The organism is Rhodanobacter soli (assembly GCF_039523495.1).
GTDB lineage: Bacteria > Pseudomonadota > Gammaproteobacteria > Xanthomonadales > Rhodanobacteraceae > Rhodanobacter > Rhodanobacter soli.
Window position 1 is genome coordinate 3,099,580 of sequence record NZ_BAAAFK010000001.1, and the last position, 16,367, is coordinate 3,115,946.

Sequence of the window (16,367 nt, forward strand, 5' to 3'; positions counted from 1 at the left end):
TAGCATGCGGCCATATCCGTCCAGCAAAGCATGGAGAAGCCTTGAACCACTACGACTACGTCATCGTCGGCGCCGGCTCGGCCGGCTGCGTGCTGGCCAACCGGCTCAGCACCGACCCGGCCACACGCGTGCTGCTGCTGGAAGCCGGTCCCGCGGACTGGAACCCGCTGATCCACATGCCCGCCGGCATCGCCCGCTTGGCCAACAACCGCGCGCTCAACTGGAACTACCGCACCGAGCCGGAACCCGCGCTCGGCCAGCGCCGGCTGTGGTGGCCACGCGGCAAGACGCTCGGCGGTTCCAGCTCGATCAACGCGATGTGCTACATCCGCGGCGTGGCGGCCGACTACGACCGCTGGGCCGAGGCCAGCGGCGATCCGCGCTGGTCATGGCGCGAGGTACTGCCGTGGTTCCTGCGCAGCGAGGACAACAGCCGCGGCGCCAGCGCGCTGCACGGCACGGGCGGTCCGCTCGGCGTCGCCGACCTGCGCCATCACAACGTGCTGTCGGAAGCCCTGATCGACGCGGCCGAGAGCGCCGGCTTCCCGCGCAACGACGACTTCAACGGCGGGCAGCAGGCCGGCTTCGGGCTGTACCAGGTGACCCAGCGCAACGGCGCGCGCTGCTCGTCTGCAACGGCGTTCCTGAAGCCGGTGCGCCAGCGCGCGAACCTGCACGTGCGCACGCATGCGCTGGTCGAGCGCGTGCTGATCGAGCAGGGCCGCGCCATCGGCGTGCAGCTGCGTCGCGGCCGGCATGACGCCGAGCGGATCGAGGCGGGCGAGGTGATTCTCGCCGGGGGCGCGATCAACACGCCGCAACTGCTGATGCTGTCCGGACTCGGCCCGGCCGACCATCTGCGCGAACACGGCATCGCGGTGGTCGCCGACATGCCCGACATCGGCGGCAACCTGCAGGATCACCTGGACATCTGCACGCTCGACGGCAACCCGGGCAAAGTCAGCTACGACCACCTCAACGAACTGGCCACCGGCCTGCGCTGGCTGCGTCATCGCGACGGACCGGGCAGCTCCAACGTGGCCGAGGCCGGCGGCTTCGTACGCAGCCGCTTCGCCGTCGACGCGCGCTGCGACCTGCAGTTCCACTTCGTGCCCGCGCTGCTCGACGACCACGGCCGCCATCGCCTGCCCGGCTACGGCTACACCTTGCACGCCTGCCACCTGCATCCGCGCAGCCGCGGCCGACTACGCCTGCATTCGGCCGACCCGACGCAGCCGATCGCGATCCACGCCGATTACCTGAGCGACCCGGAAGGGCACGACATGAAGATGATGATCGAGGCCGCGCGGCTGTCGCGCGAGATCCTCGACCAGGCGGCGTTCGCGCCGTTCCGCGGCGCGCCGGTATTTCCCGAGCGCCGGATCGGCACCGATGCCGAGTACGCCGACTTCATCCGGCGCAAGGCGGAAACCATCTATCACCCGGTCGGCACCTGCCGCATGGGCAGCGATGATCGTGCAGTGGTGGACAGCGAACTGCGCGTGCGCGGCGTGGACGGCCTGCGCGCGGTCGACGCCTCGGTGATGCCGAGCCTGCCCAGCGGCAACACCAACGCACCGACGATCATGATCGCCGAGCGCGCCAGCGCCTTGCTCCTGGGCGAAATCTGAGCTGCAGGAGCGCCCCCTGCCCACAAGGGACTTCCTTCGGTCGTGCGCGATGCTTTTCGGCGACGTGACGAAGAGCTATCGCGCACTTCAGTGCGCTCCTACATCGGCAGTGGACAATGCAGGCTGGCGCAGATCACGCGCAGCAATTCCACCTCTTCCACGCTGATCACGCCATCGGCGTGAATCGCGCTGACCAGACTCTGGATCACCAGTTCCTTGGCCACCGGCAGCAATCCATCCAGATCATCCAGCGCACGTTCGAACGGTGCCTGCCACGCCGCCGGCGGTGACGTCCATTCGATCGCCTCCCCCGGGAAGGCTTGCTGCATCGCCACGAGCCAGGCACGGCGGGCACTCGCCTCGTCGGAACAGCCGCCCGACGCGACGACCGTGCAAACCAGGATCAGGCTATCGCGGCAGGCCGGGAGTTTCTTCAATCCATCGACCGGCGTACGACGAGGCTGGCTGGCCTCCGTGAGCTGCAGGCGCAGCAGCCGCGCGAGGCAATATTCGTTCAAGTCGACCCTGCCATCGGCCTTGACCAGTGCATCGAACGCAACCAGCAAGGTCTGCCGGCGTCCTTCCGACAACTGCTTCAACGCGGGAAACGCCAGCGAGGCCAGCGGTAGGCGTGCGATCGGCGGGAGCTGTGCCACTTCGCCACTGAGCGTCTGTACGGTTTGCAGCACATCATCGCCGAAAGCATCGGCAACGATCCGTCGCTGCGCCGGCTGCAGCGCCGCTTCGGTCGACGTGGCCAACGCCAGTATCACGGCAAGCGCGGACTCGGGCTGCTGCACGGCTCCGGTCAACGCAGGTGGCATGGCCTGACGCACCGAGGCCGCACGTTGAAAGCGGGGCACCGATGCCGTGCTGCCGACGACGGCAGCACCGGCCAACACGGCGGGCAACACGGGCGGCATGGCCATGCCCGGGCCAACGCCTTGCGTCGCCGCCGGCTTGCCGGCGACCGGGATGATCGGCGTCGTTGCGGTCGGGCGCTGCAGCGAGGCGGCCAGTGAGACCAGTTCCGCTTCGCGAAAACCGGGCTGCAGCGTGCGGATACGCTGCAGCAACGGCGGATGGGTGGCGAACAGCGCGCTGAACTTGCCCGCTTCGCCGAACAGCATGTGCGCCACCTCCTGCTTGTTCGCCACCTGCAGGGTGGAGCCCTCGGCGAGGATCGCGATCTTCTTCAACGCGCCGGCGATGCCGTCGGTCTGGCGGGTGAACTGCACGGCCGAGGCATCCGCCAGCGATTCGCGCGAACGCGCCACCGCGGCCTGGATCAGCCGCGCGAAGAAATAGCCGATGTAGCCGACCACCATCAGCGCCAGCCCGATCAGCCACACCTGGCCGCCACCCCGACGGTTGCGACTGCCGCCGAACCAGATCACCCGGCGCCCCACGATCGCCAGTACCAGGATGCCGAACAGCAGGCCCATCAGGCGGATGTTGAGCCGCATGTCGCCGTTCAGCACATGGCTGAACTCGTGCGCGATCACGCCCTGCAACTCGTCGCGGCTGAGGTTGTCGAGGCAGCCCCGGGTCACGCACACCGCCGCGTCGGAGGCCGAATAGCCGGCGGCAAAGGCGTTGATGCCGGGTTCGTCGGCCATCAGGTAGATGTCCGGCACCGGTACGCCAGAGGCAATCGCGACCTCCTCGATCACGTTGCGCAGTCGGCGCAATTCCGGATCGCGCGTGTCGATGGGCACGATCACCGCACCGACGCTTTCGGCGACAGTCTTGCCGCCGCCGGACAGGCTCATGATGCGGAACAACGAACAGAGCCCGATCCCGGCGATGACCACGATGCTGCTGGTGAACAGCAACGGCAGGTTCGACGCGGCCGGCTCGCCGCCGGCCGCGTGATGGCCCACGATGAGCCACACCGCCGCGTCGATCGCCACCACGATCGCGATCACCGCCAGCACGAACAGCGCCACCAACCGCCGGCTGCTGCCGCGCACGCGCGCCTGTTGCGCAAAGAAATCCATGGAAGCTCCGGGCGGGCCGCGGCGCTTGCCGCGACGCGACGGCGATCAGCCGAAGGAAACCTTCGGCGCGGCGCGTACGGCCGGATCCTCGATCTGCAGCGGCTCGGCCGCGGCGAAGCCGAAGCTGTTCGCCACGAACGAGGCGGGAAAGACCTCGCGCTTGTTGTTATAGGTCAGCACCGAGTCGTTGTACGCCTGGCGCGCGAACGCCACCCGGTTTTCCGTGGACGTCAGCTCTTCGGAGAGCTGCATCATGGTCTGGTTCGCCTTCAGGTCGGGATAGGCCTCCTGCAGCGCGAACAAATGCCCCAGCGTCTGGGTCAAAGCATTTTCGCTGCTGGCCAGTTGCTGCATCGCGGCCGGATCGCCCGGGTTGGCCTTCGCTCCGGCCAGCCCGCTGACCGCCGCGTTGCGCGCCTGCACCACTGCCTCAAGCGTTCCCCGCTCGTGCGCTAGGTAACCCTTGGCCGTTTCGACCAGGTTCGGAATCAGGTCGTGGCGCCGGGTAAGCTGGACGTCGATCTGCGCAAACGCGTTCTTGTAACCGTTGCGCGAGGTGACCAGTCCGTTGTAGATCGCCACGAAGTACAAGACAATCAGAACGACGACAATCAGAAAAATGATCAGGCCCATCGCCAAACTCTCCACCCTGAGGCGCATCCCCACGCCGGAACCACGTCAGAATACCATGCAGTTTCAAAAGATCTTCTTGCTGATCACGGGCGTACTGGGGCTGGCCTGCGCGCCGCTCTGCGTTGCCGCGCCACCCGCTTCTCCGGCTCCGACCCTGCTGCCCGCCAGCGTCGGCAACGTACCGCAAAAGCTGCCGTCGGCGCGCGTCAAGCAGACTCTCGCGGACTACCAGCGCTGGCTGAACCGCATCGCCCAGCGCGACGCCGTCGCCGGCCTGGCTACCGCGGTGGTGATCGACGGCAAGGTGGTCTACGAGGGCACCGTCGGTTATGCCGACGCCTCCACCAAACAGCCGATCACCCCGGACACCGTGTTCCGCCTCGCCTCGCTGTCGAAGGCGTTCGCCACCGCCATCACCGGCCTGCTGATCGATGACGGCAAGCTGGGCTGGAACACCAAGCTGGTCGACGTGCTGCCGTACTTCAAGCTGAAAGACATGCAGGCCGCCTCGCAGGCCACGGTCAGCGACATCCTGGGGCAACGGCTGGGCCTGCCGCGCAATACCTACGACAACATGCTCGAGGGTGACACCTCGTACGAAGAGCTGGTGCGCAAGCTGGACGAGGTCGACATGGTCTGCGGCGTGGGCCAGTGCTACGGCTACCAGAACGTCGCCTTCAGCATGATCGGCGACGTGGTCCTGGCGCGTACCGGCGACTTCTTCTATCACCAGGTCGACAAGCGCATCTTCTATCCGCTGGGCATGGCCACCGCCAGCTACGGCCGCGCCGCGCTGGAATCCAGCAAGAGTTGGGCACGTCCGCATCGCGCCACCAGCCGCGGCTGGGTACCGTTCGAACCGAACGAGACCTATTACCGGGTCGCGCCGGCAGCCGGCGTCAACGCCAGCCTGCGTGACATGGAGAAATGGCTGATCGCGCAGATGGGCGGCCGTCAGGACGTGCTGCCCACCTCACTGCTGAACATGCTGCACACTCCCGGCGTCGCCACGCCCAGCGAACTGCACGCCACCGCGTGGCGCCGCGGGCGTCTGACCGACGCGTACTACGCGCTGGGCTGGCGGGTCTATGAATACGGCGGCGAAACCCTGATCTATCACGCCGGCGCCGTTGCCGGCTATCGGACCATGATCGGCTTCTTCCCGAAGTACCGCGCCGGCGTGGTCACCCTGTGGAACTCCACCGGACCCATCCCCGGCGGATTGATGCCGATGGTGTTCGACGACCTGCTGGGCCTGCAGCACATGGACTGGGCCGAAATCGAAGGTGCCGCCAAGTCGACGGCAGCGAAGCCGAAACCGAAGAGCAAGCCGCGCGTGCATCGTCGCGCGCCGCGCCACCGCTGAGAACCTGTTCACGATCTCCCGGCTGCAACTGCCCAAAAGAAAGGCGGCGCATGCGAAACATGCGCCGCCCGGTTGTTTGCAGTCACGCCACGATCAGAGCTTGAACTCGATCCGCTGCTGCTTGGTGCTGGAAACGGCCGTGCCACCATTCATCGCCGGGGTGAAGAGGTAACGCTCCACCGCGTCAATCGCGGCACGGTCGAAGACGCGACGCGGCTGCGATTGGACCACCTTCACGTTGCTGGTCTTTCCGTCGGGGTCGACCGTGAACGACACCAGCACCCAGCCTTCCTGGCGCGCCCGCATCGCGGCCGTGGGATAACGCGCCGGGGAACCCTTCACCAGCACCGCCGTGGTCGTGCCAGCGTCGCTGCCACTGTCCGCACTCGCGGCATTGTCGCCACCGGTCGCCGACGGATTCGCCGAGGCCTGCTGACGCGGCTGTTGCGCCGTGCTCGCCTGCGCCGCCTTTTGCTGCTCGGCCAGTTGAGCTTTCTGCCGCTCGGCCAGCTGATCCGCCGCCAGCTTGTCCGCCGCAGCCTTCTGGGTGGCCGCCAGCTGGTTGGCCTTCTCCTGCTCCAGCGCCAGTTGTTGCTGCTTGTCCAGTGTCTTGCGCTGGGCATCCAGCTTGGAGCGCAGGATGGTCAAGGTGAAGTTGGCCGGATCGGCCTTCGCCAGCAGATCGATCTGGCGTTGCGCCTCATTGAAGTCACGCGAGTTGATCGCCTGCTCGGCCGAAGTGGCAGCGAACGGGAACGTCTCGCGCAGCGCATCGGAAGCCACCTTGTTGCCGGGCTCCTTTTCCAGCACGCGCAGGTAGAACTCGAACGCATTGTTGCCGGTCGGCGCCAGGTAGCGCTGCTCGTTCATGGCGGTGCGCGCCTCGGCCAGCAGCTGGTTGAGATCCATCGCCGCCACGTTGGCCGGCGGCGGCGCCGTCCGCGTCGCGGTGGAAACCGGAGTGGATGGATGGCCGCCCGAGTCGGTCATGACCAACTCCTGGTGCGGCTTGATGACCAGAAACCACGCGCCCACGGCGAGCAGGGCGAAGATGGCGATGATGGCAATGATCAGGGGCTGGATGGCCCCGCGCACATGCCGGCGCGTATCAAGTATGTATCGGGTATCCATGGTCTCTCACTGAGTGTCGACAGATACCCGCGCTTTTTCCCCCTGTCCATCCAGGAGCGGTGAATCCCCCGGATTCACCGCGGCGCGGATGTGCAGAAGGTAACTCCAATGGCGCAGCACGGCAAATCACGCGCGGGATCACGGTATCGGGCCGGAATCTGGGCCAGGGATGCCGCGCAGGGTGTCGTCGTGAAGATCGCCGAAAACATCGCGGGCAGCGCCGGCAGCGAAGGGGAACGCGGCAGGTCGCCGCCATCGCGGGATGGATTTTCCAACCCCTGAAACGAAGCGTCCCGGCCAGGCCGGGACGAATCTTCTCGAAGTGCTCTCCCCGCGCTGGGCACCGCGGGGAGAGAAGTCGATTGCTTGCTTGTCTTATTGTGGAATGCTGCTTGTCGTGTTGCTTGTCGCCTTACTTCTTCGCTTTGGCTTTTGCGGTCTTGGTGGCCTTCACCACCTTGGCCGGTGCAGCTTTCTTGGCGGCGGCCTTCTTCGGCGCAGCCTTCTTCGCGACCTTCTTCACAGCGGCTTTCTTGGCAGCAGCCGGCCTCTTGGCGGCAGCCTTCTTGGCGGCCGGCTTCCTGGCAGCAGCCTTCTTGGCGGCCGGCTTCTTGGCAACCGGCTTCTTGGCGGCGGCCTTCTTCACGGCGGGTTTCTTGGCGGCGGCCTTCTTGGCGGCCGGTTTCTTTGCAGCGGATTTCTTGGCAGTGGCCATGGTTCGTCTCAGCTCCTCATCAGTTGGCAGTGGTTGCCCAGTAAAAGCGTGCAGGAACGCTTCGACCAACACGTCACTGTTGGTAGCGTGCCGAAGATTGTTCACTTGACGGTGGGTGCGCAAATCAGAAAGCCGCCGCAATACATGCAGCGGAATCGAGACGGTGATCTTGCGTACTGCATTGGCTTTTTCACCGTGCTCGACATAGGGCTTGATGAATTTCGTTGTCGCCATAAAACGCATTCCCCGTGATCTGTTGCGAAAGCTATCCCCGAAGATTTCTGCTGTCAATTGATTTCAGTCATGAAATCAACCCGCCCCAACCCACCCCAAACCGGCCAAAGACCCGCCGCGACAAGGCTTCCGGGCAATCGTGCCAATTTTAAATTGGACGTCTATACGTCCAAACGTTATTTCACTAGAAATAAGCATGGCACGCTGAAACCCTTGCCACACAACGCTTTCGAGGCAATCGCGGCGTGGCAATGCAATAAACATCCACACACAAGGCCTCGCTCGCGCGAGGCACATTCCAGGCCATCGAATGGCTTCCGGCAGATGAACGGAACACGACCGAAACCCGTCAAACCCGCATTTCGGCGGAAGCGAAAAATATCTGCCGCCCGCCCCGTTCGCACCCCGACGACGGCGCGAACGGGACGCGCGGCGCCGTCGCACACGCTCCGTCGAAGGCGATGACGCGGCGTCATCTCGGACACAACTGCGTCGACCACGACATGCACACGCTGCACAAACATCGATGCGATTTCATCGAGGGAACTGCGCGATGCTCGTCACGGTGCAACCGGTTCCGTTCGATGACGCGCGTGGAAAACAGAGCGGCCGCATGCACGACGCGACGACGTATCCCATCCCCGAAAACGTTGCCGGCCGCACTAGGCGGCCGGCAAGCTCAAGCATCGTCGCGCACGACTCAGTGGTCTTCGTTCTCGACCAGCTCTTCGTACTCGTTTGCGTCAAGCAGCTCGTCGAGCTCGGCACGGTCGCTGGGGCGCACCAGGAAGATCCAGCCTTCGCCGAACGCGTCCTCGTTGATGGTCTCGGGCTTGTCGTTGAGCAGCTCGTTGACCTCGACGACCTCGCCGGAGACCGGCGAGTAGATGTCGGAAGCGGCCTTCACCGACTCCACCACCGCCGCACCGGTGCCCGCCTGCACGGCGGAGCCGACTTCCGGCAGTTCCACGTAGACCAGGTCGCCGAGCTGGCCCTGCGCGTGGTCGGAGATGCCCACCCGGACCAGGCCATCGTCTTCGACGCGGGCCCACTCGTGGGACTTGAGGAATTTCAGATCGCCAGGAATCTCGCTCATGATCGGGGTCCAGTCGTTTGGTTGGGTTACAGGCGGTGATTCTAGCTACATCCGCCAACGGGAAGAATGTGCCGCGAGCGGCACACGGGCGTGACGGCGGCTCAGATCCCTTCGCAGGGCTTGCCGTCGCGCACGAACGGATATTTCACCAGACGCACCGGCACCTCGCGGCCGCGGATGTCGACGCGCACGTCGCCCGGTTCGCCGACCGGAATGCGCGCGAACGCCACCGCCTTGTTCAGCGTCGGCGCAAAGCTGCCGGAAAGGATCTCGCCCTCGCCGTTCGCAGTCAGCACCTTCTGGCCGTGGCGCAGCACGCCCTTGTCGTCCAGCACCAGGCCGACCATCACGCGCGGCACACCGGCCGCCTTCTGCTGCTCCAGCGCGGCGCGCCCGATGAAGTCGCGACCCTCGTCCAGCGCGACGGTCCAGCCCAGGCTCGCCTCCCACGGCGTGACGCTCTCGTCCATGTCCTGGCCGTACAGGTTCATGCCCGCTTCCAGACGCAGCGTGTCGCGCGCGCCAAGGCCGGCCGGCGCCACGCCCGCGGCGGCCAGTGCCTCCCACAGCGCGATGGCATGTTCGACCGGCACGATGATCTCGAAACCGTCCTCGCCCGTGTAGCCGGTGCGCGCCACGAACAGCGGCATGCCGTGCGGACCCTGCGCGGCGGCGGCACTGAACTTGCCGAGCTTCTCGATGCGCGGACGGTCGACCTCATGCAGCAGGCCAAGCACCTTGGTGCGCGCATGCGGGCCCTGCACCGCGATCATGGCGAACTCGGGGCGCTCCTTCACCTGCACGTCGAACGCCTTCGCCTGGCGTTCGATCCAGGCCAGATCCTTGGCGCGGGTGCCGGCGTTGACGACCAGCCGGAAGAACTCCTCACCGAGGTAGTACACGATCAGGTCGTCGATCACCCCGCCGCGCTCGTCCAGCATGCACGAGTACAGCGCCTTGCCGTGCACCTTCAGCTTGTCGATGTTGTTGGCCAGCAGATGGCGCAGGAATTCCCGGGTGCGCGCGCCGTGAAGGTCGACCACGGTCATGTGCGAGACGTCGAACATGCCGGCGTCACGGCGCACCGCGTGATGTTCCTCGATCTGCGAACCGTAGTTGATCGGCATGTCCCACCCGCCGAAGTCGACCATGCGCGCGCCGAGCGCACGGTGGGTGGCGTTGAGTACGGTCTTCTCGGTCATCGCGGCGGCACCTTGCGGGGGAAAGTCCTGCATTATCGCCGCCGGCAGCGGGCAATCCAAGCCGTGCGCAGGCGCCGCCGCCGCAGGGTCACCCGTGGATGGTGCCGTCGATCCCGGCCAGCACCCGTGCCACGACCTGTTCGGCCAGCTGTTCGGCGTGCTGTCCGCCGCTCAGCAGGTGGATGTCCGGCGCCGCGGGCCGCTCGTACGGCGCGTCGATGCCGGTGAAGTTGCGGATCGTGCCCGCACGCGCCTTGCGGTAGAGGCCCTTGGGATCGCGCCGCTCGCATTCCTCCAGCGGCGTGTCCACGAACACTTCCATGAATTCCGCCGCCGCGAACAACTCGCGCGCCGACTGCCGCTCGCTGCGGTACGGCGAGATCGCGCTGACCAGCACGATCAGGCCCGCGTCCACCATCAGGTGCGCCACCTCGGCAATGCGGCGGATGTTCTCGACGCGATCCTCCGGGGTGAAGCCGAGATCCTTGTTGATGCCATGGCGCACGTTGTCGCCGTCGAGCAGGTAGGTATGGCAGCCCAGCGCGTGCAGGCGGCGCTCGACCAGGTTCGCGATGGTGGACTTGCCGGCGCCGGACAGGCCGGTGAACCACAGGCACAGCGGCTGTTGCCCCTTGCTGGCGGCGCGCACGCTCTTGTCGATGTCGACGTGCTGCCAGTGCACGTTGGCCGAGCGGCCCAGCGCGAAATCCAGCATGCCGCACGCCACCGTGGCGTTGCTCTGACGGTCGATCAGGATGAAGCCGCCGAGCGTGCGGTTGTCCGCATAGGCCTCGAACGCAACCTCGTCGTCCAGGCCCAGGGTGCAGTAGCCCACCTCGTTCAGCACCAGCTGCCGCGCGGCGAGCTTCGCTTGGCTGTTGACGTCCACCTTGTGCTTGAGCGACATCACCCGCGCGTTGACCGTGCGCGTGCCGAGCTTCAACCAGTAGGTGCGGTTCGGCAGCAGCGCGGCGTCGCCCAGCCAGAGCAGGTGGCAGGCGAACTGGTCGGCCACCGGCGCCGGGTGCCGTGCGTCGGCGATCACGTCGCCGCGGCTCACGTCGATCTCGCGGTCCAGGCACAGCGTCACCGCCTGGCCGTCGCCTGCGCTGTCCAGGTCGCCATCGGCGGTGACGATGCGCTCGATGCGCGCGTGCTGCACGCCGGGCTGCACCACCACCTCGTCGCCGCGCGCCACGCGGCCGCCGCAGATCGTGCCGGCGTAGCCGCGAAACGACTGGTCGGGCCGGTTCACCCACTGCACCGGCATGCGGAAATCCGCTGCCCGGGTGGGCGCCGCGTCAGCCGCCTCCAGCAGCTCCAGCAGGCTGGGGCCGCGGTACCAGGGCATGCGCGCGGAACGCGCACCCACGTTGTCGCCGCCCGGCGCGATCACCGGCAGGCACGCCACGCTGGTAATGCCCAGCGTTTGCGCCAGCGCACGGTAGGCTTCGCTGATCTCGCGATAGACGGCCTCGTCGCAATCGACCAGGTCCATCTTGTTCACCGCCAGCACCACCTGACGGATGCCGAGCAAGCTGCATATATAAGTGTGTCGGCGGGTCTGCGGCAGCAGGCCCTTGCGCGCGTCCACCAGCACCACGGCCAGTTCGGCGTTGGAGGCGCCGGTGGCCATGTTGCGCGTGTACTGCTCGTGTCCGGGGCAGTCGGCCACGATAAAACTGCGCCGCGCGGTGTGGAAGTAGCGGTAGGCCACGTCGATGGTGATGCCCTGCTCCCGCTCGGCGTCCAGCCCATCGGTGAGCAGGGCGAAGTCCAGCGCATCGCCGGCGTCGGCATGCAGCCGTCGGCTGTCGCGCGCCAGCGCGGCCAACTGGTCGTCCGGCACCGTGCCGGCGTCGTACAGCAGGCGGCCGAGCAAGGTGCTCTTGCCGTCGTCCACGCTGCCGCAGGTGATGAAGCGCAGCAGGCCCGGCGCGGTCGATGCGGTCATCAGAAATAACCCTCCTGCTTCTTGCGTTCCATCGAGGCGGTGGGGTCGTGATCGATCACCCGACCCTGCCGCTCGGAACTGCGCGAGTCGGCCATTTCCCGGATGATCTTGTCCAGCGTATCGGCGCTGGATTCCACCGCGCCGGTGAGCGGGTAGCAGCCTAGCGTGCGGAAGCGCACCTCGCGCATTTCCACCGCCTCGTCCTCGCGCAGCGTGAAGCGTTCGTCGTCCACCATGATCAGGGCGCCGTCGCGCGCCACCACCGGGCGCGGCCTGGCGAAGTACAGCGGCACCACCGGAATGTTCTCGCGGCGGATGTACAGCCACACATCCATCTCGGTCCAGTTGGACAGCGGAAACACCCGCACGCTCTCGCCCTTGCGGATGTGCGTGTTGAAGGTGTGCCAGAACTCCGGCCGCTGGCGCTTTGGATCCCAGCGGTGCTGCGCGTTGCGGAACGAGAAGATGCGTTCCTTCGCACGCGACTTCTCCTCGTCGCGCCGCGCGCCGCCGATCGCCGCATCGAACCCGTACTGGTCCAGTGCCTGCTTCAGCGCCTGGGTCTTCATCACGTCGGTGTGCACGGTGGCGCCGTGGGTCAGCGGCGAGATGCCCTGGCGCACGCCGTCCTGGTTGATGTGCACCAGCACCTGCACGTCGCCGGCCGCCGCCACCCGCTCGCGGAACGCGATCATCTCGCGGAACTTCCACGTCGTGTCGACGTGCAGCAGCGGCATCGGCGGCCGCGCCGGATGGAACGCCTTGCGCAGCAGGTGCAGCAGCACGGAGGAATCCTTGCCGATCGAATACAGCATCACCGGATGGCGGAAGCTGGCCGCCACCTCGCGGAAGATGTGGATGCTTTCCGCCTCCAGATCGTCCAGGTGCGAATGCGTCGGCGCGTTGTCTGTGCTCATGCGTGGAACCCAAGCTGGCCTTGCGCGACGCGCCACCGCGCGCCGGTCATCCGCTCATGTTACGCGATCACCGGCGGGGTTCCGAAATAACCTCGGCGCGGCACGCCATGCGAACTCGACATATGCCTTCCGCTGGAATCGCGGATAAGCCCGCCGCTTGCCGATGCCCCGCCGCACGAGGGAACGATGCGATCGGGGAGGCGCTCAGGCGATCACTGGATACGTCGGCTCGACATCGAGCGTGGCCGCGCACACCGAGGCCAGCTCCAGCAGGCGCAGGTCCGAGCCGCGCGCGCCGACCAGTTGCAGGCCTACCGGCAGGCCGTTCGGCAGCGTGCCCATCGGCAGGCTCACCGCCGGGCAACCGGCCAGGCTGGCGAAACTGGTGAGGTCGGCCTGCGAATCGGGCACTGGGCCATCCAGCGGGAACGCGCCCTGCGGCGTGGTCGGCAGCACCAGCACGTCGACCTGGGAGAACAGCCGGCGCATCTTCAGCGTGGCCGCGTCGAGCACGCGGTCGGCCACCGCGTAATCGGCCGCGTTCTTGCTCGCGGCGTAGCCGAGCATGCGACGGAAACGCTCCGACACCGGACGCTCGGTATTGGCCAGGTCCGCGGCGAAGGTGCCGAGCATTTCCGCTTCCATCAAGAGCAGGCCAGCGCGGCGGGTGTGCGCGAAATCCCAGTCGGCGAAGTCGACCGTGCGGCGGTCGCCCAGCGCGTGCGGCAATTTCGCCATGGCCGCTTCGAACACCTCGATGACTTCCGGCTGCACGCCGACCGCGGCCAGATCCGGCAGCAGGCCTGCGCGCAGGTTGCCCGGCTCCCAGTCCGGCAACGCGAACGCGACCCGGCGCCGGCGCGAGCGTGCATCGTCGGCGTCGTAGCCGGCCAGCACCTGCAGCAGCACGGTGAGGTCGTCCGCGCTGCGCGCCAGCAAACCGACTGCATCGAGCCGACGTGCTGCCGGCACCAGGCCGCGCGCGGAGATCTCGCCGTGAGTGGGCTTCAGCGCGTACACGCCGCAGTAGCTGGCCGGAATGCGGATCGAGCCGAGGCTGTCCGAACCCACCGCGGCCACCGCCAAGCCCGCGGCCACCGCCGCCGCCGCACCGCCGGAGGAACCGCCGGCGGTGTAGCCGTGCCGGTGCGGATTGTGGGTGGCGCCAAAATGCGGGTTGTCGGTGACGGCGCCCAGCGCGCCCTCATCCATGTTGGTCTTGCCCAGCAGGATCGCGCCGGACGCACGCAGTCGCGCCACCACGTGCGCGTCCTCCTGCACCGGCTTGCCGCGGCCCGGCAAACCGACCCGGGTCGGCCAGCCGGCGATATCGAAGTTGTCCTTCAACGCCAGGGGAATGCCGTCCAGCCGCCCGATCACGCCGTCGCGGCGGCGCCGATCGGCCAGTTGCGCCTGGTCCTGCACCAGGCCCGAGCGCTGGTCGACATAGGCATGCAGCGCGGGATCGATTCGCTCGATCGCCTGCTGGTAAGCGTCGGCCAGCGCCTGCGGCTGTACGCGGCCCACCGCCAGCCAGTGCAGCAACTGGCACAGCGAGGCGCGGCGCAGGTCGAGATCGGCGATCGGCGGCATCGAATTCATGAACACTCCCTTGGGTTGCCCCGATTATCGCCGCGTCCGGTGAAGCGATTGCAAGCGGTGGCGCAGCACGCGTTGCCGCACGGCGCCCGAAAACGGACAATGGCGGTCTGACCCATACTCTTACGCACGGCAGCCGCGTGCGCCTCCACCCAGCCTCAGGGAGTCCGCCATGAGCGAACGCGAAACCATGGAATACGACGTTGTCGTCGTCGGCGCCGGTCCGGCCGGCCTGTCGTTCGCGATTCGCCTGAAGCAGCTGAAGCCGGAAGTGAGCGTGTGCGTGATCGAGAAAGCCTCGACCATTGGTGCGCAAATCCTCTCCGGCGCGGTGATCGAGCCGCAGCCGCTGGACGCCCTGCTGCCCGGCTGGCGCGACAACCCGCCACCGATCTGCGTGCCCGCCGGCGACGACGAATTCTGGCTGCTCGGCAAGGACGGCGGCCGCAAGCTGCCGGTGCCGCCGGGCATGCGCAACCACGGCAACCTCATCGTCTCGCTCGGCGCGATGTGCGCGTGGCTGGCGCCGCAGGCCGAGGCGCTGGGCGTGGACGTGTTTCCCGGCTTCGCCGCCGCCGACAACATCTACAACGAAGACGGTTCGGTCGCCGGCGTGCGCATCGGCGACATGGGCGTGGCGAAGGACGGCACGCACAAGCCCGGCTACACCGAAGGCATCGACATCAAGGCGAAAGTCACCGTGCTCGCCGAGGGCGCGCGCGGCAGCCTGACCAAGCAGTTGATCAAGCGCTTCAAGCTGGACGCCGACTGCGATCCGCAAGGCTACTCGATCGGCATCAAGGAACTGTGGCAGCTGCCAGCCGGTCGCGTGACGCCGGGCAAGATCGTGCACAGCTTCGGCTGGCCGGCCGACACGCATACTTATGGCGGCAGCTTCATGTACCACCTGGACAAGGACCGCATCGCGCTGGGCTACATCAGCGGGCTCGACTACAGCGACCCGAAGTACCAGCCATGGGAAGCGTTCCAGCAGTGGAAGAACCACCCGATGGTCAAGCCGCTGCTGGAAGGCGGCACGATTCTTTCGGCCGGCGCGCGCGCCATCGTCACCGGCGGCTACCAGTCGCTGCCGAAATGCGAGATGCCCGGCGCGCTGCTGATCGGCGACACCGCCGGCCTGCTCAACGTGCCCAAGGTCAAGGGCACGCATCAGGCGATCAGGAGCGGCATGCTCGCCGCCGAGCACCTCGCCGTGAACGGGCTCCATGCCAGCGGCTTCGACGCGAAGCTGCGCGGCTCCGAGGTGATGGCCGAGTTGAAGAAGGTGCGCAACATCAAGCCCGCGTTCAAGAAGGGCCTGTGGTTCGGCCTGTTCAATGCGGCTTGGGAAACCGTCACCGCCGGGCTGTCGCCATGGACGCTGAAGAACAAGGCCGACTGGTCCTCGCTGCACAAGCTGGGCGAGTACGAAGAGCCAAAGCGCGACTACGTGCAGCGCACTCTGCCGCCGCGCGACCGCCTGGCCGGCGTCTACTTCGCCGCCACCGAGCACGACGAGGACCAGCCGATCCACCTGCACGTGGCCGACACCGACATCTGCGCGACGAAGTGCGTCGAGGAATACGACAACCCCTGCACCCGCTTCTGCCCGGCGGCGGTCTACGAAATGGTGGATGATGCCAGCGCCCCACACGGCAAGCGCCTGCAGGTCAACGCGGCCAACTGCGTGCACTGCAAGACCTGCGACATCAAGGATCCGTACGAGATCATCACCTGGGTCACGCCGGAAGGCGGCTCCGGGCCGAATTACCAGAATCTCTGAACCGCCGAGGGCAATCCGCTGATCGGCAACCTGCACTGGCGACTCAAACGCCTCGGCTACCTGTGGCAGCGCACGCGCGGCAGCATTGCGCTGCGCGGCTGGCGCG

The 16,367-nt window shown here is 66.9% G+C and carries 12 protein-coding genes; 3 read left to right on the forward strand and 9 right to left on the reverse strand.

Annotation, left to right across the window (positions count from 1 at the left end; genetic code table 11):
- Positions 1-41 precede the first annotated feature (41 nt).
- The gene (locus tag ABD024_RS14055) at positions 42-1,631 is read left to right on the forward strand and encodes a GMC family oxidoreductase (RefSeq protein WP_343853767.1); all 1,590 of its coding nucleotides are present in this window, start codon (positions 42-44) and stop codon (positions 1,629-1,631) included.
- A 98-nt stretch (positions 1,632-1,729) separates the two neighbouring features.
- On the opposite strand, the gene ABD024_RS14060 is transcribed toward ABD024_RS14055, so the two are convergent.
- On the reverse strand, positions 1,730-3,631 hold the full coding sequence (locus tag ABD024_RS14060; protein ID WP_343853771.1) for a M48 family metallopeptidase: 1,902 nt from the start codon (positions 3,629-3,631) through the stop codon (positions 1,730-1,732).
- Between the two features lie 45 nt (positions 3,632-3,676).
- Complete coding sequence (locus ABD024_RS14065) at positions 3,677-4,264, reverse strand: LemA family protein (RefSeq protein ID WP_343853775.1); 588 nt, start codon at positions 4,262-4,264, stop codon at positions 3,677-3,679.
- Positions 4,265-4,319: 55 nt separating this feature from the next.
- Here ABD024_RS14065 and ABD024_RS14070 point away from each other — a divergent pair, with 55 nt between their 5' ends.
- Positions 4,320-5,630 (forward strand): serine hydrolase domain-containing protein, encoded by a 1,311-nt coding sequence (locus tag ABD024_RS14070; RefSeq protein ID WP_343853778.1) that lies wholly within the window; start codon positions 4,320-4,322, stop codon positions 5,628-5,630.
- A 93-nt stretch (positions 5,631-5,723) separates the two neighbouring features.
- Here ABD024_RS14070 and ABD024_RS14075 read toward each other — a convergent pair whose 3' ends face one another.
- From ABD024_RS14075 to ABD024_RS14105, 7 genes are all read right to left on the reverse strand, one after another.
- The gene (locus ABD024_RS14075) at positions 5,724-6,761 is read right to left on the reverse strand and encodes an energy transducer TonB (protein WP_343853780.1); all 1,038 of its coding nucleotides are present in this window, start codon (positions 6,759-6,761) and stop codon (positions 5,724-5,726) included.
- 412 nt (positions 6,762-7,173) lie between these two features.
- Positions 7,174-7,710 (reverse strand): met regulon transcriptional regulator MetJ, encoded by a 537-nt coding sequence (gene metJ / locus ABD024_RS14080; RefSeq protein ID WP_082547597.1) that lies wholly within the window; start codon positions 7,708-7,710, stop codon positions 7,174-7,176.
- A gap of 700 nt (positions 7,711-8,410) precedes the next feature.
- Positions 8,411-8,806, reverse strand: coding sequence for a glycine cleavage system protein GcvH (gene gcvH / locus ABD024_RS14085; RefSeq protein WP_343853784.1), 396 nt, complete (start codon positions 8,804-8,806; stop codon positions 8,411-8,413).
- A gap of 101 nt (positions 8,807-8,907) precedes the next feature.
- Positions 8,908-10,008 (reverse strand): glycine cleavage system aminomethyltransferase GcvT, encoded by a 1,101-nt coding sequence (gcvT, locus tag ABD024_RS14090; protein ID WP_343853786.1) that lies wholly within the window; start codon positions 10,006-10,008, stop codon positions 8,908-8,910.
- Between the two features lie 88 nt (positions 10,009-10,096).
- Positions 10,097-11,962 carry an adenylyl-sulfate kinase gene (gene cysC / locus ABD024_RS14095; protein ID WP_343853791.1) on the reverse strand — a complete coding sequence of 622 codons (1,866 nt, stop codon included), beginning with the start codon at positions 11,960-11,962 and terminating at the stop codon, positions 10,097-10,099.
- Positions 11,962-12,879, reverse strand: a complete 918-nt coding sequence (gene cysD / locus ABD024_RS14100; protein WP_343853794.1) for a sulfate adenylyltransferase subunit CysD — start codon at positions 12,877-12,879, stop codon at positions 11,962-11,964. Before cysD ends, cysC begins: the two co-directional genes overlap by 1 nt.
- A gap of 204 nt (positions 12,880-13,083) precedes the next feature.
- A complete protein-coding gene (locus ABD024_RS14105; protein WP_343853798.1) occupies positions 13,084-14,481 on the reverse strand; it encodes an amidase in 1,398 nt (465 codons plus the stop codon).
- A gap of 169 nt (positions 14,482-14,650) precedes the next feature.
- On the opposite strand from ABD024_RS14105, the gene ABD024_RS14110 reads away from it, so the two are divergent.
- The gene (locus tag ABD024_RS14110) at positions 14,651-16,261 is read left to right on the forward strand and encodes an electron transfer flavoprotein-ubiquinone oxidoreductase (RefSeq protein WP_343853802.1); all 1,611 of its coding nucleotides are present in this window, start codon (positions 14,651-14,653) and stop codon (positions 16,259-16,261) included.
- The last annotated feature ends 106 nt before the right edge of the window (positions 16,262-16,367 follow it).